The organism is Turneriella parva DSM 21527 (genome assembly GCF_000266885.1).
Lineage (GTDB): Bacteria > Spirochaetota > Leptospiria > Turneriellales > Turneriellaceae > Turneriella > Turneriella parva.
This window is the reverse complement of the sequence record NC_018020.1, coordinates 3,957,405-3,979,257: the sequence shown is the minus strand read 5'-3', so window position 1 is coordinate 3,979,257 and position 21,853 is coordinate 3,957,405. Positions and strand designations below refer to the sequence as shown.

Genomic DNA, 21,853 nt, shown 5'->3' with positions numbered 1-21,853 from the left:
ATTAATTCATGGGCAAGCGGTTATATGACTCCAGTTCGAGATATGCACAACGCACAGAGCCTCGTTAAACTCTGGCGCCATGAGTTTGCCGACCTGCCGTTTGAAGCGGTCGTTAAACAGGATGTCTTGCGCCAAGGCCTTTCTTTCACTCCGGCGGCGCTCGCCGATGCCGATTTCAAAAAGAAAGACTATTTTATCTTCACGTTTGATCGCGCGCCGCTGTCTTCATTGCCCGACCACAAACGCGTTCCCGAAGAAATCCGCATTTTCACCCCGGCCGAATCTGGCGCTGCGCAGGGCTTTGCTGCAGCATTGCAGCCGACGGTAATTTCGGTGCGCCTTAACCCTGATTCACCGTACGTCGTCGACCGCGGTGCAGACGGCAACATCGTTCTGTTACTCTCTGGCGAGGCGCTCGCGCAGGTGCTTTTTCCTCCGGTACCCGAATATTACCGGCAGCAATTTTCGTTTGATAAACCGATCGGCGAAGTTGCGCCCGCGATCGAATGGGGATATCTCATCTATCTGACGGTCTTTCGCAATTGCCAGTATTTCGGTAAAGACGAAGAGTGCCAGTTCTGCGATATCAACCACAACTGGCGGCAGCAAAAGCGCGAAGGCCGGCCTTACACCGGCGTCAAAGACCCCGCACACATCGTCGAAGCACTCGAAAAAATCGCTGCGAGCGACAGTGTCGCGAAAGCCTTTACGATTACCGGCGGGTCGGTTACGGGCAAACTGCAGGGTAAAGATGAGATAGAGTTTTATCTGCAATATCCCCGGGCGATGAGCGCTGCACTGAAAGAGCGGTTCATTTCAAAGATGGTGATTCAGGCGTGGGAGCTCGACGACTGCAAGAAGGCGATCGATGCCGGCGTGAGAATTTACCACCCCAACTATGAAGTTTGGGATGCAGACCTGTTTAAAAAAATCTGCCCAGGCAAAGAACGCTTCATCGGCCGTGAAAACTGGATCAGTCGCGTCGTCGCGTCTGCTGAGGCTTTTGGGGCGATGAACGTGATACCCAATTTCGTCGGCGGTGTTGAAATGGCCGACGGTGTGGGATTCAGCGATGAAGACCAGGCGGTCGCCTCTACGAGCGAGGGCCTCGAGTTTTTTATGAGCAAAGGCATCGTGCCGCGCTTCACCACATGGTGTCCCGAACCTTTCACGCCATTGGGTGAAAGTGCGCCGCCGCCGCTCACCTATTATCTAAAACTCTTGCGCAACTACCGCGCGATACACCGTAAATACCAGCTGCCCGTACCGCCTGGTTATGGCGAAGCTGGTGTCGGCAAGGCTGTGTTTAGTGTCAGTGCCTTTATGGACGTCCTGTAACAGAACGCAAAGCGTTCTGTTACAGGATCAATTGATCATTTGCCACAACAGATCAATATTCGTCTGTGCGGGGTTATGCCCCTCATTCGGAAACTCACGGTAGTCCGGCTGAACTCCCCAGTCGCGTAAAAAATCGCGGCACTCAGGCGCCTGTTTCTGCACGCGCGGTGCGTCTTTTTTGCCGCCGACTGTCAGTATAACCTTCTTATTGCGGGTCAGTTCACCATACCGCGCCCGGCGCTGGTCGGGGTCGAGCATGGGGTCAGGCATAAAGAACTGCGGATAAAAATTGCCTTTCATGCTGATGACGCCCGCATAGTCAAAATAATTTGCGTCTTTGTCGCCCATCATCTCGTTATAGTGAATACTCTGTATGAAACTCGCGATTGCGGTGAAACCGCCCGCCGAAAAGCCGCTGAGAAAAACTTTGTCGCCCTGCGCGACGCCTGAAGAGACGAGCTGTTGCAGCAAGAGGTTCGTCGCGCGCCGCGAATCGTCGAAGCCTTCGACGTGATCGCCCGAAAGTGACCACCAGTTTTGCATGCTGAGCAGAATAACACGGTTCGCGGCCGCGCCTTTAACCAGAAAATCTGCTCCTTTCTTATGCAACTTCTTGTCGCGCGAGTTGCCGTGAAAGAACACCACGACCGGCGCAGCGCCGCTCACCCCCGGGGGAACAATAAGCGTACCTTCGACGCCGGCTTTGGCGAAGAGAGCGTTGTCGAGTTTCACGGTTACCGGGTAGCGCCCGGGCTTAAACTGGGTGACTGGCGCGGTTACGCCCGACACGGTGTGCGCGCTCGCCGCCACAAATGGACTGGCGACGAGCGCGAGGACAAAAAGCATACGTGGTTTCATATGCCAGCCGGCACCGTGCCCGACAGGCTGCGAAGCGAAAAAATCAATATACCATACTCAGGCCAAACCAGCCGCGCGCACCCGAGGTCTGGTAGAGTGATATGTGCTGCCATTTCTGGTTCAACAGGTTTTCACCGCGAATGAACGCTTTGACCGAAGGCAACAGGCTCTTTTCAATACCCGCACCCAATAGCAGATATCCCGACAGTTCGCGGGTCGCGAGAGTTGTGAGCTCAGTTTCACGGCGAATGTGTACGTACTTGATTTCAAGGCTGAAATCCCAGGTATTGGGGGTGTAGTGCAGCCGTGTAAAGAGCGAGAGTGGTTCTCTCAGCGATGCGGCGTCGATGAAGTATTCGAGCGCTAGCCCGGTGTCGTGGTAAAAATCATCGCCGAAATTCTGCGCGAGCGACGCCTCAGCGGTGACCGCACGGTAATTCATCGGCGTGAGCTCGAGAAGCCCCGTCGCGCTGTTCAGCCTGCGGTCGAAATAGACCGGGTAGTTGATGAGCCCCGCAGACGCCTTTACATGCGTCTCTTTCGTCACGCGAAAGTTGTTCTTCGCCGCGGCGCGCCACTGGTCCTCTGCCTGAAAAAAGCGATAGGGGGATTGATAAACCGGCGAAAAGAAATACCGGTCGAAGTCGGGTATTTGCCCTGTACGTTCAAATTCGAGCGTACCCTGGTACCCGGGATAAAAAAAGTCGAGCGCGACCCGGGGCCCGATGATGGGCTGCATCGATTGTGCGAAAAAAACCTTTGCGCCGACGGTGAGGTCGATCTGCAGCGCCTGCTGTTCTTCACCGATCAGAAATCTCGCCAACGGAAAAACATTGCGGGCTTCGAGATTGCCGGCGCGATAATATTGTGGCAGCGCCGTGGCATAGTCGGTATTTTCACCGTACCACAGGTTTGCCGCGAGCGTGAAGGCATTGCGTTCTCCGAAAATATATTGCCATTCGACCTGACCCTTGATGCTCTTAAAGTCTGCGTCGCGCGTCGTCGTCGCTCCGGTTTGGGTGACAGTGCCTTTGCCGAGAGAGCCCGTGATGCCGGCCGTGAGCCTCTGGTTGTCGCCGGGCCTTACCAGGTTTTCCCACTGGAAAAGCCCGAGTTTCTTGTTCTCTTCGCCAAAGACAGTGTTTGCCTGCAGGCCGCGCGCGGTTTCGAGATATTCGGTGCGCAGCAACATCTTGTAAGACTGCGAGAAATTAAGTTGCCCCAAAAGTTTAAGCGCGTCATGCGACAGCGCCGAATTCGCCACGGTAGTTTTGCCATAGGCTTCGTAGTCATATTTGTTGCGGCGGTAGTCGATCAGGTACGCGCCGAATTCGTCTTTTTTCGTGATAAATATCTGCGCACCCAGCGCATTCTGCGTGCCATATTCTGCGCGAATCAGCGCCTTGCGTTCAAGCTGGCGAGTGCCCTGTTTTTCTTTTACGCTGAGCGCGCTGACCTCGTCTTCCCATCGCGAAAGCTGCCCGTCTGAGATTTTCGGCAGTTCAATTTCACTCTTGCGGGGTGGGGCGTACTGTTCGTCTTCGCCCTCGACCGTTGCATCTTTTTCGGCGATGTCTTCGCCGGGTTTTTCTGCCTTGGCAGCCGGTTTCTTGCCCTTTGTCTTGTTCAGGTTGAGTTCGTCTTCGATGTTGAGGCCGGGGGTACCTTTCTGTGCGTAGAGTGCCACCGCGAATAAGCAGGCAACTATGATGACGATTCGGCGAGAAGATTGAATTCGGGTCATGGGTTTATGAGAGAGATAAATCCTCATTTGTGACACCGTGTAAAGTGACAAGGCACCTGAGCGGCACGCAGCGTCAGCAGGCCTCAGCTCAGGTGCAATTGCGGCTATTTTTTGCTGCCGGCAGAGCCGCAAATCAGCCGAAATTAAAGAAAGACATGGCCGAAGCGCACGATACGGGAAGGGCACGCAGGACGCGCAATCTGCTCTTCGAGCAGGCGCTTGAGGCCGAAAAAAAAGGCGACCTGAAGGCCGCCCTGGAGAAATACAAGATGGCGCTGCAAATCGACCAGAATTTCTTCGACGCCTGGCTGAACGCGGGCGCGATCTACACCCGCCAGGGCAAGGGCGACAAGGCGATCACCTGTTACCAGCGGGCTTTGGTCTCGAAGAACGACGTTCGCGGGCACTACAACCTCGCGGTCGAGTATTATAAAAAGGGGGATTTCAAAGAGTCCGAAAAGGCGCTGAAGTCTGTCTTGAAGCTCGACACGCGTTACCTGAATGCACACCTGCTTTTGGGGTATGTGTATGGCAAGACGGGCCGAAACGACAAATCAGAAATTTCGATCCGTAACGCACTCAAGATCGACCCGCAGAACTACCAGGCGCAGACTGCGCTTGCTCTGCTGTACTTTCACACCGACCGGCCAGAGCTCGCCCTGCGCCAGGTAAATATTCTTCTGACCAAGGCGCCCGAAGACAAGGTTTTGCTCGGCCTGTCGGCGAAAATTTCACTTTCGGGTGGTGACCTCAGACAGGCCGCCGCAGGCTTTAGAAAAGTCGCAGCCCGCGACCCCGAACTCAAGAAATTCTACGAATCGCTGCGCGGCGAAGTACCGCAGGAAAAGAAGAAATCGATCAGGCAGAAGCGCGAAAAGATCGAGACGCAGGCGAAAAAGACCGCAAAAGATATGCTTGACCTCTCGCTGCTGCAGTTCTTTGACGGTGAGCCCGAGCACGCACTGGCGACTCTTGAAAAACTCACCGCTGCACTCGAGGCAAAGAAAATCAAGAAGCCTTAGGTGCGAAACAGCTCGCTATCACTCAAACGCCGCCAATACCAGAAGAGCATCATTTCGCTCTTGAACATCGAAGACGCGATTGCCCGCGTGCAAGAGCTGATCGATGAAATTTTCACCGACACGCGTTCGATCGTGCTATACTGGAACGACGCCGCCGGCGCGTTTATACCGGTAAAGCCCGAAGACCGCGACGACAACCTCAAGTTTCGCATTTTCGACGATTTTATGCTGTGGCTGGGCGATCAAGACCGCATTTTCAGCAAGCACGACTTTCTGCATGGTAAAAAATTCGCCGCCGTGCGCGAGGCAGCGCTCGAGTTTTTCAAAACGACGGGCGCTGAGATTATCGTGCCGTTTAACCTCAATAAGTCGGTCTTGGCGCTGCTCTATCTGGTGGGCCGTGAAGGCGGCAAAGCGTACACGAAAAAAGAACTGAGATTCTTGCTTGAAATTCGCGACATAACGACAGTCTCGCTTTCGAACGCCGCGCTCTATGAACGCCTGCACGCGATGCTCTTTCATCTCGAAGAAAAAGTCAAAGAGCGTACGAGCGAACTCTCGAATGCACAGGCACAGCTGATTCAGCAGGAAAAGATGGCGAGTCTCGGCGTTATGGTCGCCGGTATCGCGCACGAAATTAATACCCCCACGTCCATCGTCAGCGGGGCGACCGAAAATCTGAACAGCAACTTACAGCTCATTATCGGCGAAATCGTTGCAGACCGAATTCCACCCGAGCCGATGCGCTACCTGCTGACAGAAGCGCAGCGCGCGCGCGAACTTAAAGACACGAAGCTGCTCAGCGCGACGGAAAAACTGCGCACGGTTCGTGAAATTGTCGCGCAACTGACCGCTGCGGGTTCTATCGATGAAACCGAAGCAAGAGCACGCGCCGACTTTCTGATCGACCTGGGGCTCTACCATGACGAGGGGCTCATTCGTCTGACAGCCAACGCCGCCGAGCAGGAGTTCGTGATATTTCGCGCGCTCGTCAACATCGACAAGAATCTGCGCAACATGCGTTTTGCACTGTCTTCGATTCTGAGTATCGTCAAGGCGCTGAAGCACTATTCGCACCGTGACCAGGCAGAGGCCGAGAATATCGATGTCAGCGAAGGCGTTGAAAACACCGTCATGGTTTTTCAAAACCAGCTCAAGCATGGTGTGCAGGTGAACCGGCACTACGAGAGTGTTTCTAAAATTACCTGCAACCCGGGTGAACTAAACCAGATCTACAGTAACCTGCTCGTCAATTCAGTGCATGCCATGAAGGGCAAGGGTGCCATCGATATCTTTATCAGAGAGAGATCGCTCGATGCGGTGCTCGACCCAAAGAATGTGCACGATGACAAGAAGCTCGAAAGTCTGCTCTCTGACAAACCGACGAATCGCTACGTCTTGATCACGCTGCAAGACTCAGGCCCGGGAATTCCCGAGGCTCTGCAGATGAAAATATTTGATCCGTTTTTTACGACCAAGGCACCCGGCGAGGGTACAGGCCTCGGTCTGGGGATAATCCGCAATGTCGTGCTGAAACACAATGGTTTGCTGGCTTTTTCAAGTGAGCCCGGCTGCACGCGGTTCACGATCGCGCTACCGGTCGAGCACGCGCCCGCACCGCAGACCTAACGCCGGGCTTTAGGCGGGTTCGGCGGCCATGACGCTCTTCAGGCGTTCGGTACCGACGCGGTTGACGAAATCACCGAAGCGTTCAGTTGGCGCGCTCTCGGCTTTCCAGAATGCAAATGCGCGGTCAAGGTGCGCGGGCAGATCGTTCATCTGAATTTTTTGCAGCACCGCTTCGCCAACACGGGTGCCCGCATGGTTGCCACCGAGAAAGATGGCATATTTGCCGCCGTTCTGCTGTCCGACAATACCGATTTCTGCCGAATACGGGCGGGCGCAGCCGTTCGGACAACCCGTCATTCTGACGAGCGGCGCGCGGTCCATGAGCTTGTGCTTTTCAACCAAGCGATTCAGATCGCGCATCACATGCGGAAAGTACCTTTCGCTTTCAGTAAGGGCGAGAGCGCAGGTCGGCAGTGAAACGCACGCAAGTGCGCGACGGTAGAGCGCGTTCGGGCGGCTCGTGTTGATGCCATGCGCCTTAAAGATGTGTATCAGTTCATTGCGCTGTTTTTCGGTCATATCGAGAAACAGCAGATCCTGGTCGGGGGTTACCTGCACGCTGATGCCGAGTCTTGCCACGACGAGCTGAATCGCGGTCTTCAGGCGATAACCGGGTATATCTTTAATGCGGCCGGTGGTGATATAGAGACCAAAGTTATAAAGGCCATTGGCCTTGCGCACGAAGCCGTGGTATTCAGGTACTTTCCACGCGGGCAGCGCGCGCGTTGTGTTGAGTTTAACGCCTGAACGGCTTTCGACTTCGCCACGAAACCATTCAACGCCTTTATCGGCGAGTACGTATTTTAGGCGTGCATGCTTGCGCTCAGTGCGGTCGCCATAATCGCGGTGAGCTGTCACGATCGCGGTCGCTACCGGCAGCAGGTCGCTTGCAGATATATAGCCCAACAGATCGGCAGCGCGCGGGAAAGTCTCGGGCTTGTTGTGCGTCATGCCGAGCCCGCCGCCCGCGAAGACGAAGAAACCGTCGATTTTGCCATTGCTGTGTGTTGCGGCAAATGCCATGTCGTTGGTGTAAATGTCGACGCTGTTGTCGCCCGCCATCGTCACCGCAATTTTGAACTTGCGCGGTAAATACGTTTTACCGTAAATGCGCTCGTTCGTTACCGGGTTTTGCTGAACATCATTCAGCCAGATCTCAACATACGATCTGGATTCAAATTTAAAGTAGTCTGAGAGAATCTGAGAATATTCTGAAAGCTGGTTGTAGATCGGCGACCCGGTCACATTAATCGCCTCAGTGACATTGCGCACCACATCGCCGCAGGCACCCACAGAAGTTAAGCCAACGCGGTCGATCTCTTGCATGACGGCGCGCAGATCTTCTTTCAAAAGCCCGTGCAGCTGCACCGACTGGCGGGTTGTAAGCCGTAGTGCTCCGCCCCCAAAGCGGTCACCGAGATAATCCCATGCCAGGTATTGCTCGGCTGTCAGCCTGCCGCCGGGTATACGCCCGCGCAGCATAAAGGTTGTGACCTTTTCTGGCTCACCCTCTTGTCTCTTATCGCGGTCTTTCTGCTGGTAAAGGCCATGGAATTTCAGCAGCTGCTTGTCGTCGTCGCTGAATTTGTCGGTACCGTCAACGAGCCCCTCGGCGATGGTGCCGCGAAGAAAGTTCGACTTTTCTTTGACGCCCTCGACTTCTGAAAGTTCAATCTTGTCTGTGCTCATCACCGACTCCCGTTGCTGGTTTGCCAAAGTAACGGCTTTCGATCTGCCGCACGATGTCTGTTATGACAGACTTTTTTTCAATAACAGACTGTAAAGTAACTGCCCTGGCACGCAGCGCGAATATTTTTTCCCAGTCGTCATCGAGTTCGGCTGGCAGAAGTGCTTCGAGGTGGCGCCTCAGCACAGCGCTAAGGCCTGCAAACCGACCATATGTTGATACCGCCACCTGTATGCTGCCCCGGTCGATTACCGCCGCTGTATAGAAATCGCAGCGCGCCTTGTCGTCGGCGCTGTTGATCAGAATGCCGCGCGCACGGCAGAGGCGAAAGATATGCTCTGCGACAGCCTCATCGTCGACGGCGGTAAAAATCATAAATGCCCTTTCGATATCCGCGTCTTCAAATTTGCGGGTGATTGTCTCAATCTGCGAGAGGTGCGGCTTCGCGAGTTCAGCCTGCATCGCCTCAGAAAAAGCCGGCGCGACGATGCGCAGATGGCAACCGGTGCGGCTGAGCTGCGCGAATTTTTCAAGCGCGGCCTTGCCTCCGCCGACCAGCAATACCGACTTGCCCTGGAGATTAAAGCTGAGCGGTAGCAGCATCTTGGGCTGTCGCGAATGTGTCTTTTTCTGCTTCGCCTGCTATTGCCGAACCGACGATGAATAGGCCTGGCCCTGAAGTTTTTCTGGCACATTCGCCGCGTTCAAAGGCCGCGATCGTATCAAACGCAATCACGGCGTCGGCCTTGCCGGCATTTTCAACGAGGGCCGCGGTCGTCCCGGCGCTAAGTCCCGCGCTGCTGAGTAGCTTTGCAATCTCGTTTGCGCGTTCGGCACCCATGTAAAATACCAGCGTGCCGGGAAATTCAGCCATTGCAGACGCGTGTTTTGCCAGATCAGGTGAGTGCCCGTCGGTCACCCAGATATGCCGGTTGGTCTTGCGCGAAGTCAGCGGAGCTTTCAGCGCAGCCGCTGCCGACAGCATCGCGGTAACTCCAGGTAGTACTGTCACTTCAATCTGCAGCGCCCTGAGTGCCTCGAGCTCGCTCGTCAAATGCGCGAAGATTGCGGGGTCACCGCCCTTGAGGCGAACAACATGTTTACCCTGCATCGCATGGGTTATCATGGCGGCGATAATCATGGTCTGCGTGTACGCATGGTTACCGCAGCGTTTGCCTACAAAAATGCTTTCGGCCTTTAGCGGAAACTCGGCAATAATTGAATCTTCAATCAGCGCGTCGTAGAGAATGACATCCGCCTCATGAATTGCCCTGAGTGCGGCGATTGTCAGGTGGTCGAGTTGTCCCGGCCCGGCACCGGCGATCGTGACCTTACCTGCGCCCGTTTTCATTCGGCGATCTCTGTAAGCATCAGGGCAGCAGAGGTCATATGTGTCTGCGAGTCGACGAGCACGGCGGCGCCGGTTGTCCAGTTATTTGCATAGCTGTCAAACTGAATCGGTTGCGCCGTTTTGAGCGTGACCTCGGCGATTTCATTGAGTTGAATCGTCGACCCCGGGTCTGCGTCGGCAAACGCAAGCGAATGGATGTCGAGCTTGCGCTCAACCGACTTCACCATCGCCTTGATCTTGCGCGTGCCGCAGAGCAGGTAATAGGGAAAGCCGAGTTTCAACGCCTGTGTATCGAGGTGCGTCAGGCGCGCCTTAAACAGCGAGGCGCGCTGCACAGGCTCTGCCGCCGCCACAAAGAGATCACCCCGGCTGATATCGACGTCGCGGTCGATTTCGATCACGCCTGAATCAGCGGCGTAGAGTCGGTCGGTGTTTTGGCCAGAGTAGTGCAGTGCGGTTACGGTCACTTCGGCGCCCGAAGGCTCGACGCGCAGCCGGTCGCCAACCGTAATTTCACCTGAACGCAAGATGCCGGCGAAACCACGAAAGTCGTGCAGTTCGGTGTTTTGCGGACGCAGAACGTACTGCACGGTGAAACGCGTGCCTTTGGCAACTTTGCTGTGTACCGCACTCTCTTCGAGCGTTTTTAGAAGTGCGTCACCCCTGAACCAGGGCATCGCCGCCGAGGTGTTGACGATGTTATCACCCTTCAGCGCCGAAATCGGAATCAGCGTCGTCTGCTGAAAATCGAGTGAGGCAGCCATCACTTTGAAATCGCGTTCAATTTCATTGAAGCGTGCCTCGCTGTAACCCACAAGATCCATCTTGTTGACGCAGACGATCAGGTGCGGCACGCGCAGCAGGTGCGAGATGAAGCTATGGCGTCGCGTCTGCTCGAGAATGCCCTGGCGCGCATCGATCAGAATGATTGCGGTGTCGGCGAGCGATGCGCCGGTCACCATGTTGCGCGTGTATTGAATATGGCCGGGAGTGTCTGCAATGATAAACTTGCGTTTGGGGGTTGAGAAATACTTGTACGCGACGTCGATCGTGATACCTTGTTCGCGTTCGGCCTTGAGGCCATCGGTGAGCAATGCAAGGTTCAGCTCGCCATCGCCGATGCGGTCTTTCGATTCGATGTGGTCGAGGTGTTCCTGAAAGATCGATTTAGAATCGTAGAGCAGCCGGCCGATCAGCGTACTCTTGCCGTCGTCGACCGAGCCACAGGTAAAGACCCGCATCAGATCCATAGTCTGACCTTGCTCGCCCGCCATCAGAAATACCCCGTCTTTTTGCGCTCTTCCATCGCCGCTTCGGAGCGTTTGTCGTCGAGGCGTGCGCCACGTTCGGCGCTGCGCGTCGTCATGATTTCATGAATGATTGCATCGACGTCGGCCGCTTCAGATTCCATCGCCGCAGTGCAGGTCATATCGCCGACGGTGCGAAAGCGCACCTTACGCTTGCTGATTTCATCGGCTGCGTCTATCGTCACAAATTTTGAAGTCGGAAAAATCTGCCCCATGTAGGGCAGAACTTCGCGCTCATGCGAAAAATAGATCGAGGGCAGCTCAACGTTCTCGCGCTTCAGATACAGCCACACGTCGAGTTCTGTCCAGTTGCTGAGCGGAAACACGCGCACGTTTTCGCCGTGGTGAATGTTGCCGTTGTAGAGGTGCCAGAGTTCGGGGCGTTGGTTTTTCGGATCCCAGCCGCCAAATTCGTCGCGCACCGAGAAAATGCGCTCTTTCGCGCGCGCCTTCTCTTCGTCGCGCCTTGCGCCGCCGATGCAGCAATCGAACCGGTGTTCGGCAATCGCTTCGAGCAGCGTCACGGCCTGAATCGCGTTGCGGCTCGGAAACTTTCCCTTTTCTTCAGCAGCTGTGCCGCGGCGAATGCTGTCTTCGACGCTCGCGACAATGAGTCGCTCGCCGAGCCGTGCTACCATTTCGTCGCGGTAACGAATGACTTCTTCAAAATTGTGACCGGTATCGACGTGCACGAGCGGAAATGGAAACTTTGCCGGGCGAAACGCTTTTTCGGCAAGCTTTACAATCGCGATCGAATCTTTGCCGCCAGAAAAAAGTAATGCCGGGCGCTCGAACTGGCCGGCGACCTCGCGCAGAATCATCACCGCCTCTGACTCGAGATAATCGAGATGGCTTCGAACAGCGGTGGATTTCATAATTTCAGGAGTCATTTGTGTACGTGCAGTCCGCACTCTTTTTTATCCGGGTCTTCCCACCACCAGCGGCCAGAGCGTATGCTTTCACCCGGCTGAACGGCACGCGTGCAAGGTTCGCAGCCGATCGAAAGAAAACCCCGGTCTTGCAGACGGTTGTAGGGAATATTGTGCTCTTGAATGAAGGCCTTGAGCGCATCGTCAGTCCAGTCGAGAAGCGGATGGTACTTTACGATATTGTTGGTGTGGTCGTGTTCGGCGAAGGGCAGATTCGAGCGATCAGGGGAGTGCACACGGCGAATACCGGTGATCCACAAGTCGGCTCCTTTTAGAGCGCGCGTCAGCGGCTCAACTTTGCGAATGCCGCAGCACTCTTGCCGCGCTTCGACACTCTCGTAAAAGCTATAGGCGCCTTTCGCCTGCATCAACTTTTCAACGGCCGCAGCCTGCGGAAAATAGACTTCGGGTGAAATGCCGTAACGGTCGCGCGTCGAATCGAGAGTCTTATACGTTTCGGCAAAGTGGCGCCCGGTATCGAGTGTGAAGATGCGTACGGGCAAAGAATCGCTCGCGATGATGTGCGTGATGGCCTGGTCTTCAAGCGAGAGGCTCGTCGAGAAGACCACTTTAGTTTCGGGTAAAACGTGCAATAACGATTTCAGATTTTCAGCGAGACCATTAGCCGGGTTTGAGGCAGAAAGTAACTTTAAGATTTCTTCAGCTGTTGCCATATTTGACTTGAGGCCGGCAATTTCTCATACTGCGGCACCTTGGGTCAAAAACCGAGAGAAACTCACGCTGTAAATGCAGATTGAATTCTTGTTCTATATAACGGACGATGCGCCGATTCACTCAGCGGAAAAGAAATGGCCAAAAGGCCTGGCCCGGCACCGAAGCGACGGACCAGCCTTTCGGTCAAAAAAAGAAATTACTTCTTTTTCTTCGCAGGTGCCTTTGCAGGCGCTGCTGGTGCTGCAGCTGGTGCTGCAACTTCTGCTTTTGGCGCTTCAACTTTCGCTTCTGGCGCTTTTTCTTCAGTTGAAGAGCAAGCCTGGAAAGCGATCGCTGCAACGAGCAGAGCAATTACTGTGAGTTTTTTCATGTAGTTTCCTCTGTCTAGAATCTTTGACCCGAAAGTCGAGTCAGAAGCGCACATTTGCTCAGACTGTAAACACTTGTGGAGGTAGACCCTTACCAACTATCGCGCAGCCGGCGAAGTTCTAAAAAGACCTGCTTGTCTGCTGCTTCACGCAGGTTGCGGCCTGTCAGTTCTGAAAGGCGCAGGCGCAGGGCGCGGTTAGAAAGCCGCAAGAACGGGTTGTAATCCCCCTCTTGTTTGATGGTCGTCTGGTGCGCCATTTCATCGGCATCGCAGGTTAGCTTTTCCCTCATCGTGCGTGCGCGTGTGTTCATGGGTTCAACGTGCAGGCTGAAGTCGAGATTGCGCGCAGCATAATAATGGCCCGGCATCAGAATCAAATCGGGGGTGAGGCGCACGAGCCGTTCTGAAAAAGTTCGGTAGTGTTCTTCAATGTCTGCTCCGGGCAGCCGGCAGTGACCGCAACCACCATGAAACAGGCAGTCGCCGCTGAATAAAAAGCCGTTGCACTCGTACGCGGCATGCCCCGCCGAGTGGCCTGGTGTTAACCTGCAGGTCAGGTGAAGATCGCGGCTGATCTTGATTGTTTCGCCGTCAGCGACAATCGTCGATCTGGCGCTGATTCGTTCAGCCGTATTCTGTGTTGTGTAGACGGGAATGTTGATTTGCTGCTGCAGCGCTGCCGAAGCACCGGCATGGTCGTCGTGTTCGTGCGTGATAAAGATCGCGCGGGCGCGCAGCGAGAATCGCCCGAGCATGCTGGTAATCTCAGAGGCATGCAGCGGATCTATCAGTACCGCGTTCTTTTCGCTGTCGTTCAGAATATACTGGTAGTTCTTCAGCGAATTGCCGGCCTGCCAGCGGAGTAGTTCCATCTAGTTGCGAATTCCAAGACCCTTCTTGAGATATCTCAGGCACACATAATAGAGCGCTGCATTGCCCGCAATCAAAAAGAGTAAGGCGAAAACATAGGATACGTCAGAGTGCCCGAGAAATGCATAGCGCAGCGCACTCACCATGTGCAATATTGGGTTTGCCGCTGAAACCTTCTGCCAGAACTCAGGCAAACCCGAAAGCGGGTAAAATATGCCTCCGAGGTAGGTGAGCGGTGTCAGCACGAACGTCGGCACGAAACTGATGTCATCGAACTTCTTCGCGAACATCGCGTTCATGAGCCCCGCGAGCGAAAAAAAACCGGCGGTTAGAATGAGTATTGTAATCGCGAGCAGCGGGTGTGCAACCTTCAGTTCAACCCCCGGCGCAACGAGAATCACCGCGATAACTGCGGCTGCCACGAGGGCGCCGCGAATGATGCCACCGAAAGCAAAACCCAGAACAATCAGCCAGTCGGGCACGGGCGAAACCAGTATCTCTTCTATATTCTTCTGAAACTTCGCGCTGAAAAAAGATGAAGAAACGTTGCCATATGAGTTGGTGATAACAGCCATGAGAATTAACCCAGGCACGATAAAGCTCGCATAGCTGTCGTTGCCCATCATACCGATGCGCTTGCCGATGAAGCTGCCGAATATCAAGAGATAGAGCGCGACGTTCATCACCGGCGGTAGCAGGGTCTGCGACCAGATGCGGACAATGCGAATATATTCTTTTCGCAAAATTGTGAAAAAGCCAATGGCGTCTGCGCGGGTCATGCCAGGGGTTCCTTCTGTGTCAGATCGAGAAAAAGTTTTTCGAGCCTGTTCGTCTTTTCTTTAATATTGCGTACCGCGAGCTTTTTCGCTGAGAATTCAGCAAAGAGCGCATTGATCGGCTGCCCCTTCTTTACGGTTATTTCGAGTGTCAGCGCATCGAGACGGTGGGCGGTGAAATTTTTCAGTTTCGGCGCGGCCTGCACCGGCTTCACGAGATCAACAACATAGGTTTGCTCACCCAGTCGGCCAAGCAGCTTCTTCATCTGCGTGTTGGCGATAATCGTGCCCTGGTCGATGATCGCAATATTGCGGCAGAGGTTTTCAGCCTCTTCGAGGTAGTGCGTCGTCAGAATGATCGTGGTGCCCGAGCGGTTGAGTTCTACCAGAAATTGCCAAATGAGCTTTCTCAGCTCAATGTCGACCCCCGCCGTCGGTTCGTCGAGAATCAGAATCGCCGGCTCGTGTATCAGCGCGCGCGCAATCATCAGGCGGCGCTTCATACCTCCCGAAAGCATGCGCGTGGGTGTCATGGCTTTGTCCATGATCGAAAGTTGTGTCAGGTATTTTTCGGCCCGTTCGCGCGCAAGGCGCCGGCCGATTCCATAATAACCTGCCTGGTTCGTCAGAATCTGCATGGGCGGTTCAAAGATATTGAGGTTGAACTCCTGCGGTACGAGGCCCAGATAAGATTTTGCGCGCGCTATATCGTGGTCGATGTCGACGCCCATAATCTTTACCGTGCCGGCGGTTTTTAAGACCAGCGAGGCCAGAATACCAATGAGCGTCGATTTGCCGGCTCCGTTTGGGCCGAGCAGCGCGAAAAAATCTCCCTGTGCCACCGAGAGGTCAATGCCTTTCAGCGCCTCGAAGGTTCCGCCATAAGTTTTGCGAAGATTCTGAATTTCAATTGCCGGTAAAGACACTTAAGCTCCTGAGGCGGCGCGTGCCGCAGCGTCGATGATCTTTTTTGCGAGATTTTCACCCGTGAATTTCTGCATTTCCCTAAGGCAGGTCGGCGACGTGACGTTGACTTCGATCAGTTTGCCACCGATCACGTCGATGCCCGCAAAGAAGATTCCGAGATTCGTCAGGTGAGGCCTGAGCATCGCAACGATATTTTCGTCTTCAGCCGTGATCGAGGCTGCGTTTGCACTGCCGCCAGCGGCAAAGTTATTGCGGTGGTCGTTCTCACCGTGCAGCCGCAGAACGGCGCCCAGAATTTCACCCTGCAGCACCAGAATGCGCTTGTCGCCTTCGGTCGCAGCCGGCAGATATTTTTGCACAATCACGTAACCACTCAGCCGCACGAGAGTCTCAAAAACCACTGCCGCATTCTTGTCGCCGCTTCTGACGATGAAGACCGATGAACCGCCAAAACCGTCTGTCGGTTTAACGACGACCGCGCCGTGATCTCTTAGAAATTCGTGAAAATCGGCGGCGTTTGCGGTAATCAGGGTAGGCGGAGTGATTTCTGTGAACTGCGCCGCCCAGATCTTCTCGTTGATCGTTCTGAGTCCCTGCGGCGCATTCAGCACGAGCGGACGCTTACCGGCCTCAGACAACAGCCAGGTATCTGTCAGGTAATGCACATCAAAGGGCGGGTCGGTGCGTATCCAGACGACGTCAAAATCGCTCGCCGCGCTCTCTTGCCACTCTGAGAGTTTAAACGGGCGCTCGGCGCGGTCGTGCACGACTGCTTTACGGGTCTTGAACACGAGGCCTGACGGTTTGCGGCTGATACCGCCGCGGAGCATCACATGAACCCCGTGTCCCTGACGCTGCGCTTCGAGCATCAGCGCAAAAGACGTATCTTTTTCGGTATGCAGCGACTCGGGCGGGTCGATCAGAAAAACATGATTCATTGCAGCTGCGCTAAGCGGGTAACGCGCCGCAGAGGCCCGGCAGGTCTTTGCCAGCGGGATTCAGAATTTCACAAATTTCGCGCTGCAGCGCAATGCCCGCGACCCTCGTCATCAGCGCGGCGACCTGGGTTTCGGCATTCTGTGATTCAGCCATGGCTATTTGTTTAAAGTACATGCCGGTGCTGTTAAGGCTCGTGCGCGCATCTTTCTGCTCATTGACGCGACCGAAACGCCCGATGAACCGATTGTTCGCAAGCATGACAACGTTCTCGGCAAAGTGTTCGCCGGTTTTAACGATCGTTGGCACTCCCTCTTGCAGCAGATAGTCTTTGACGACCACGGAGCTTTTGCCCTTAAAAAGTTTGTTCTTCTCTTTGCGGTTGATATCCTGAATTTCGCCGGCGTTGTCGAAAGACAGCATCGCCATACCATAAGTACCATGGTCAGATTTCAAAAATACAAATGGCTTTTCTTTGATCTGGTATTCGTCGTAGCGCGCCTGAATGCTCTGCATCAGTTGTTCAGCCTGCGCTGCGATTTGCGCCCGCGAGGCATCGTCGTTGATATCGACACCTGTAATGTGTGCGTCGAGCGGCGAAAAAAACCAGGGGTCAACCCCTACGATCGCCCCAAGGTCTGCGGTGAGGTTGCGGTAATGCTGAAAGTGGCGCGCCTTGCTGCGCGTATGCCAGCCCGCCTGCCATGCCGGCAGAACCTGAATCTTCAGATTCTTGATCCATTCGGCAGTGCCGGCAGATGAATCGTGGTTCATGACGACGGCCGCATAGTCTGATTCTTTTGCCGCGGCAGTCTCGGGCGAAAGCATTTGCAGTTTATCGCCCTGCGCAGTGGTGAGGGTTATCGCTCCCGAAACATAACTGCCGTCTTCAATCACAAACTGCGTGGCAGCGTCTGCGTCATACCCTGCCAGTCTCAGCAGGTTCAGCAGCGCATAGACGTTCTGCAGATAAAAGAGGTTACGCGTGTGTTCTTCGCAGACGAGTAGAAGCTTTGAACCGACAGCAACGCCATAGCGATTGAGCGCATTCTTCAGTTCTGCCGCCGCAACGGGATACCAGCTTTCGTGAAGGTTATTAAAACCGGCCGGGTAAAGGTTCGCATCGATCGAGGCGATTTTGAAACCCGCATCGCGAATATCTGCCGACATAAAAAGCGGCACATCTTTCTCGAGCGAAACGAGCCAGTCTTCGATGCGGTTCGAGGCCGCGAGAATCTTATTTTGCAGCAATCGGTTCACGCAGCCTGTTGTTTTTAGCTGAGCAGCGGAGCGAGTTCGTTCTTCTGCGCCATCTCGGTCACGATGTCACAGCCGCCGATGAATTCACCCTTGATATAAAGCTGCGGCAGAGTTGGCCAGTCTGAATATTGTTTGATCGCATCGCGCAGAACCGGGTCGGCAAGCACATCGCGCGTGACGAAATTTGCGCCGTGTTGGTTGAGAATCTGTACCACACGCGCAGAAAAACCGCACTGGGGAAATTCTTTGTTGCCTTTCATAAACAGCACAACGGCATTTTCTTTCACGTCTTTGTCGATCTGGGATTTCATTTCTTCAATTGTCATGGGGTATCCTTAAGTGATTTGGTCTGGGGTCATCGTCTTCAGCTGCAATGCGTGCAGCCGGTCTTTCAGCGGTTCCCGAAGCGCATCCATCACAAGCTTATGCTGGCGTACGAGCGGCAGGCCGACAAACTTCTCTGAAGCAACGACTGCCTGAAGGTGTTCGCCGTCTTTCATCGGGTCGAGCACTTCGACATGCGCGCCGGGCAGCGCCGCGGCAATCAGGCGGTGTATTTCTTGCGGGTCAACCATACTCTGAGCAAACGCAATATACTATACCCGGCCGGTTTTGGCTATATTTCAATTGTGCGTGCGGCGGGGGTGGGTGGGCAGATACTGCAAAGACCCTGCCGGCAAGGCGCACATGGGCCGATTTGCCTTCAGGAAAAAAAATCAGAACGTGTGAGAAAAAAACGCCGTTTTCTGGTATTTAATAAGTAGAGGGATTTATCCCTCTGAAACAACCGGGCAACCGGAAATAAAACGGCTTTGAAGGTGGCGCAGGGTTATGCGCCGCAGACAAGGCCAGATTAAAGAGGAAAATATGTTTAACCAAAAGATGAATATCCAGCAATTCGTGGGCAGGCTGGTGAAAGACCCGACGCTCAAGACCACGACGAATGGCAAGCTGCTGATGACCTTTCCGTTCGCGTACAACACGCCCAACAAGACAGACGATAGCGGCAGCACGGCGAATTTTCTCGATGTCGAAGCATGGGAAAAGCTCGCAGACTTCAACGCGCCCCGCCTCAAGAAAGGTATGGAGATCGTGATTATGGGCAACCTGACGCAGCGCCGCTGGAAAGACGCTGAAAACAAGACACGCTCGACGTTTCGCCTCGTGGCGCGCGCAATCACCGTGAGCGACCTCAAGCGCCGCCCCGAGCCAGACCATCTGCGCCAGGCAGCCTAGGCTTTCGGTTTACCCCCTGCAGCGTTTGTCTGACGCTGCAGGGTAGACCGGCCTATGCATCTTCTTCGAAGTCCTGTTCTCTGCAATTATCAGTATATTGGTCTGACACCCTATCAGAACGCATTGCAGCTCATGGAAACTGCGCTGCAGAAACTGCCCGAAAACGAGGCGAAGGTGTGGGGGCTTGAACATCCGCTCGTATACACTTCGGGGCTCAAGACTGAATCTGCCCATATTTTGAACCACGAGATTCAGGTTGTGCCTGCGCGCCGCGGTGGGTCGGTAACGCTGCACAATGAAGGCCAGCTCGTGATCTATTTTGCCTTTCCACTTTCTACAGTAGAAGGTGGCCTCGAGAGATTTGTGCGGGTGCTCGAGTCGACTCTGGCTGAGGTGTTGCTCGGTTTTAGCGTCGATTGTAATTTCAGGCCCGGCGCGAGCGGCATCTTCACCGCAGGAGGCAAAGTCGCCTTCATCGGCCTCGGGCTCAAACGGGGTTTCATCTACCATGGCGTCTCGGTCAACCTCACCAATAACCTGAATGACTTTCGCGCCATAAATTCCTGCGGCCTCACACTTGAAATGACGAGTGTGCAGAAACTCACCGGCCGCAGCATACCAGCAGAGGTCTTCTTCGAAAAGTTTTCCTCAGTTTTTAGCCTAAAACTCACGAAGCAGACACCCTCTGCGTTTCGCGATGAGGCTCTGCGCGGCAATAACCTCGAAGACTGGCGCACCGGGTTTAAGCGAGGCTGGCTTGCATTTCACGAACGCCGGTTTTGGGAAGCGCATGAATTGTGGGAGATCTACTGGCACGAGATGCCGCCCGGCGATCTGCGCATTTTTTTTCACGCGATGATCCAGGTTGCAATGGCCTATTACAAACTCTATACCGCACCTAACTTCACGGGTGCGCTTTCGCTGCTCACCAAGGCACTCGAAAAGCTCACTGTCGTCAGAGAAATAGTGCCGCTCGAAAACCAAAACGAGTTTATCGCGGCGCTGGAAAAACAGCTGCAGCAGCTTCAAAAGGCTGCGGCAGTCGGCGAGATTGATTCCGCTGAAAAAGCACTGCCAGACATTTTTGCCTGGCAGATGCCTTAATCAGGCTGCTGCACAGCATAAGTTAGGCTGCGGTACAGCCTTAATCAGGCTGCTACACAGCCTAAGTTAGGCGTCGAGTTCTTGCAGACCCGTGACGAAACCGTCGAGAGTCTTTTTCGCGTCACCAAATACCATGACGCAGTTGTCTTTGTAAAAAAGCTCGTTTTCGATTCCTGAGAAGCCGGGGCTCATGCCGCGCTTCAGCACCATCACCGTCCGCGAAGAGTCTACGTTGAGAATCGGCATGCCATAAATGGGGCTTGATTTATCGTCTTTAGCCGCCGGGTTTACAACGTCATTTGCACCGATGACAATCGAAACGTCCGTCGTCGGAAAGTCATCGTTGATCTGGTCCATGTCGCAAAGCAGGTCGTAGTCCACGCCCGCTTCTGCGAGCAATACGTTCATATGGCCTGGCATGCGCCCCGCCACCGGATGGATAGCGAAGCGCACAGTCTTGCCTTTCTTGATGAGGTAGTCGACAAGCTTTTTGCAGCTGTGCTGCGCCTGCGAAACCGCCATGCCATAGCCAGGCACAATAACCACCGACTCGGCAATGTCGAGAATCGCGGCTGCTTCCTCAGCCGTTTGGCCTTTGATTGAGCCCTTAACCTCACGTGCCTCTGCAGCCGGGGTAACGGCGCCGAAACCGCCGAAGAGTACATTCATCATCGATCGGTTCATCGCCTTTGTCATGATAATCGAAAGAATCACACCCGAAGCTCCGTCGAGTGCCCCTGCGATAATGAGAACGTTGTTGTTGAGGGCGAAACCGGTGGCGCAGGCTCCGAGGCCCGCGTAAGCATTCAAGAGTGACATCACAACTGGCATGTCTGCCGCACCAATGGGGAGCACGAGGCTTACCCCGAATATGAGTGCGACGAATGCGAGAACGTAAAAGAGCTCAGCAGCGCCTGGATTGTAGATCAGGTATCCGAAAGAGGCGACGAGTATCGCAATGATAGTGATGTTTACCGGGTTCTGGCCACGGTACTGAATTGGCGCACCGGGCAGCGTACCGTTCAGTTTTGCGAACGCGATCATCGAGCCGGTAAAGGTCAGGGCGCCGAGCAGAACTTCCATACCGATCGCAATCATCAGACCATGGTCGTCTGGCCTGACGTGGCCGGTGTAATACTTGGTAACGCCCACGAGTGCGACTGCCAGAGCGCCGAAAGCATGCGAGAGCGCAGTCCGCTGGGGCATCGCCGTCATCGGCGTCAGCAGCGCGATCACATAACCGGCGATGGAGCCGATTACGAGGCCGATCAGAATCCATTCGAGGCTGACAACTTCACGGTCGAGCAGCGTACTGATAATCGCCACCGCCATACCGGCTTCGGCGAGAAACATACCACGGCGCGCGGTTCGCGGCGAGCTCAGAAACTTGAGGCCAAGAATGAAGAAAACAGATGCAATGAGGTACGCGAGACCGATGAACAGGTGAATTTCCTGATCACCGAGAAATGTACTAAATAGTTTGCGCACATAGTTGTCGATCATTTGCCTGCCTCCGTTTTAGCTTCTGTCGCTGCAGGTTTGTCTTTCTTGAACATCTTGAGCATACGGTCGGTGATAAGAAAACCACCGACGAGGTTCGTTGTGGCGGCCGCGACGGCAATGACAGACATTATGATCGCGAGCACTTTGGTGTTCTCATCGCTGTGGTCCATGCCGGCGACGATGATCGCGGCCACGACTGAAATCGCCGAAATGGCGTTCGTCGCTGACATGAGCGGGGTGTGCAACAGGGGGGGCACCTTGTGTATCACGTTGTAGCCGACAAACGCGGCGAGAATAAAGATGTAGAGTGGGGCTAGAATATCCATGCTGG

The 21,853-nt window shown here is 54.5% G+C and carries 23 protein-coding genes; 6 read left to right on the top strand and 17 right to left on the bottom strand.

Translation table 11 applies throughout. The features are described 5' to 3' along the window. The first annotated feature begins 24 nt into the window (after positions 1-24). Positions 25-1,338 (top strand): radical SAM protein, encoded by a 1,314-nt coding sequence (locus TURPA_RS19185; protein WP_041948711.1) that lies wholly within the window; start codon positions 25-27, stop codon positions 1,336-1,338. A gap of 27 nt (positions 1,339-1,365) precedes the next feature. On the opposite strand, the gene TURPA_RS19180 is transcribed toward TURPA_RS19185, so the two are convergent. Beyond that, entirely contained in the window at positions 1,366-2,196 is an 831-nt protein-coding gene (locus tag TURPA_RS19180) for an alpha/beta hydrolase family protein (protein WP_014804924.1), read from the bottom strand. A gap of 43 nt (positions 2,197-2,239) precedes the next feature. Next, entirely contained in the window at positions 2,240-3,883 is a 1,644-nt protein-coding gene (locus TURPA_RS19175; RefSeq protein ID WP_157210599.1) for a hypothetical protein, read from the bottom strand. 212 nt (positions 3,884-4,095) lie between these two features. Here TURPA_RS19175 and TURPA_RS19170 point away from each other — a divergent pair, with 212 nt between their 5' ends. Together TURPA_RS19170 and TURPA_RS19165 are read left to right on the top strand one after the other, a co-directional pair. Further along, positions 4,096-4,962: a tetratricopeptide repeat protein gene (locus tag TURPA_RS19170; RefSeq protein WP_014804922.1), complete on the top strand. Its 867-nt coding sequence runs from the start codon at positions 4,096-4,098 to the stop codon at positions 4,960-4,962. Continuing rightward, on the top strand, positions 4,963-6,591 hold the full coding sequence (locus tag TURPA_RS19165) for a sensor histidine kinase (protein ID WP_014804921.1): 1,629 nt from the start codon (positions 4,963-4,965) through the stop codon (positions 6,589-6,591). A 9-nt stretch (positions 6,592-6,600) separates the two neighbouring features. Here TURPA_RS19165 and TURPA_RS19160 read toward each other — a convergent pair whose 3' ends face one another. The 6 genes from TURPA_RS19160 to TURPA_RS19135 are packed head-to-tail and all read right to left on the bottom strand — an operon-like array spanning position 6,601 to position 12,539. After that, the gene (locus TURPA_RS19160) at positions 6,601-8,280 is read right to left on the bottom strand and encodes an NADPH-dependent assimilatory sulfite reductase hemoprotein subunit (protein WP_014804920.1); all 1,680 of its coding nucleotides are present in this window, start codon (positions 8,278-8,280) and stop codon (positions 6,601-6,603) included. After that, positions 8,261-8,881, bottom strand: coding sequence for a precorrin-2 dehydrogenase/sirohydrochlorin ferrochelatase family protein (locus TURPA_RS19155; RefSeq protein WP_014804919.1), 621 nt, complete (start codon positions 8,879-8,881; stop codon positions 8,261-8,263). Before TURPA_RS19155 ends, TURPA_RS19160 begins: the two co-directional genes overlap by 20 nt. Continuing rightward, complete coding sequence (gene cobA, locus TURPA_RS19150) at positions 8,859-9,629, bottom strand: uroporphyrinogen-III C-methyltransferase (protein ID WP_014804918.1); 771 nt, start codon at positions 9,627-9,629, stop codon at positions 8,859-8,861. Before cobA ends, TURPA_RS19155 begins: the two co-directional genes overlap by 23 nt. After that, positions 9,626-10,879, bottom strand: a complete 1,254-nt coding sequence (locus tag TURPA_RS19145) for a sulfate adenylyltransferase subunit 1 (RefSeq protein WP_041949604.1) — start codon at positions 10,877-10,879, stop codon at positions 9,626-9,628. Before TURPA_RS19145 ends, cobA begins: the two co-directional genes overlap by 4 nt. A gap of 23 nt (positions 10,880-10,902) precedes the next feature. Next, positions 10,903-11,811, bottom strand: a complete 909-nt coding sequence (gene cysD / locus TURPA_RS19140) for a sulfate adenylyltransferase subunit CysD (protein ID WP_041948708.1) — start codon at positions 11,809-11,811, stop codon at positions 10,903-10,905. A gap of 11 nt (positions 11,812-11,822) precedes the next feature. Continuing rightward, complete coding sequence (locus TURPA_RS19135) at positions 11,823-12,539, bottom strand: phosphoadenylyl-sulfate reductase (RefSeq protein WP_014804915.1); 717 nt, start codon at positions 12,537-12,539, stop codon at positions 11,823-11,825. Positions 12,540-12,612: 73 nt separating this feature from the next. On the opposite strand from TURPA_RS19135, the gene TURPA_RS22320 reads away from it, so the two are divergent. Then, positions 12,613-12,900: a hypothetical protein gene (locus tag TURPA_RS22320; protein WP_053332248.1), complete on the top strand. Its 288-nt coding sequence runs from the start codon at positions 12,613-12,615 to the stop codon at positions 12,898-12,900. Positions 12,901-12,999: 99 nt separating this feature from the next. On the opposite strand, the gene TURPA_RS19130 is transcribed toward TURPA_RS22320, so the two are convergent. Genes TURPA_RS19130 through TURPA_RS19100 form a run of 7 tightly spaced genes read right to left on the bottom strand, consistent with a single transcriptional unit; the run spans position 13,000 to position 18,254 of the window. Further along, positions 13,000-13,782: an MBL fold metallo-hydrolase gene (locus tag TURPA_RS19130; RefSeq protein WP_014804913.1), complete on the bottom strand. Its 783-nt coding sequence runs from the start codon at positions 13,780-13,782 to the stop codon at positions 13,000-13,002. Beyond that, positions 13,783-14,559 (bottom strand): ABC transporter permease, encoded by a 777-nt coding sequence (locus TURPA_RS19125; protein ID WP_014804912.1) that lies wholly within the window; start codon positions 14,557-14,559, stop codon positions 13,783-13,785. Beyond that, positions 14,556-15,482 carry an ABC transporter ATP-binding protein gene (locus TURPA_RS19120; RefSeq protein ID WP_014804911.1) on the bottom strand — a complete coding sequence of 309 codons (927 nt, stop codon included), beginning with the start codon at positions 15,480-15,482 and terminating at the stop codon, positions 14,556-14,558. Before TURPA_RS19120 ends, TURPA_RS19125 begins: the two co-directional genes overlap by 4 nt. After that, a complete protein-coding gene (gene gshB / locus TURPA_RS19115) occupies positions 15,483-16,421 on the bottom strand; it encodes a glutathione synthase (protein WP_014804910.1) in 939 nt (312 codons plus the stop codon). A 10-nt stretch (positions 16,422-16,431) separates the two neighbouring features. Next, positions 16,432-17,679 carry a glutamate--cysteine ligase gene (gene gshA, locus TURPA_RS19110; RefSeq protein ID WP_014804909.1) on the bottom strand — a complete coding sequence of 416 codons (1,248 nt, stop codon included), beginning with the start codon at positions 17,677-17,679 and terminating at the stop codon, positions 16,432-16,434. 14 nt (positions 17,680-17,693) lie between these two features. Continuing rightward, positions 17,694-18,005, bottom strand: coding sequence for a Grx4 family monothiol glutaredoxin (gene grxD, locus TURPA_RS19105; protein ID WP_014804908.1), 312 nt, complete (start codon positions 18,003-18,005; stop codon positions 17,694-17,696). A 9-nt stretch (positions 18,006-18,014) separates the two neighbouring features. Further along, on the bottom strand, positions 18,015-18,254 hold the full coding sequence (locus TURPA_RS19100) for a BolA/IbaG family iron-sulfur metabolism protein (RefSeq protein WP_014804907.1): 240 nt from the start codon (positions 18,252-18,254) through the stop codon (positions 18,015-18,017). A 292-nt stretch (positions 18,255-18,546) separates the two neighbouring features. Here TURPA_RS19100 and TURPA_RS19095 point away from each other — a divergent pair, with 292 nt between their 5' ends. Then, complete coding sequence (locus tag TURPA_RS19095; protein WP_014804906.1) at positions 18,547-18,915, top strand: single-stranded DNA-binding protein; 369 nt, start codon at positions 18,547-18,549, stop codon at positions 18,913-18,915. A 54-nt stretch (positions 18,916-18,969) separates the two neighbouring features. Beyond that, positions 18,970-20,019, top strand: a complete 1,050-nt coding sequence (lipB, locus tag TURPA_RS22315) for a lipoyl(octanoyl) transferase LipB (protein WP_014804905.1) — start codon at positions 18,970-18,972, stop codon at positions 20,017-20,019. Between the two features lie 66 nt (positions 20,020-20,085). On the opposite strand, the gene TURPA_RS19085 is transcribed toward lipB, so the two are convergent. Further along, the gene (locus TURPA_RS19085) at positions 20,086-21,522 is read right to left on the bottom strand and encodes an NAD(P)(+) transhydrogenase (Re/Si-specific) subunit beta (RefSeq protein WP_014804904.1); all 1,437 of its coding nucleotides are present in this window, start codon (positions 21,520-21,522) and stop codon (positions 20,086-20,088) included. Then, complete coding sequence (locus TURPA_RS19080; RefSeq protein ID WP_014804903.1) at positions 21,519-21,848, bottom strand: NAD(P) transhydrogenase subunit alpha part 2; 330 nt, start codon at positions 21,846-21,848, stop codon at positions 21,519-21,521. The genes TURPA_RS19085 and TURPA_RS19080 overlap by 4 nt, the downstream gene beginning before the upstream one ends. Between the last annotated feature and the right edge of the window lie 5 nt (positions 21,849-21,853).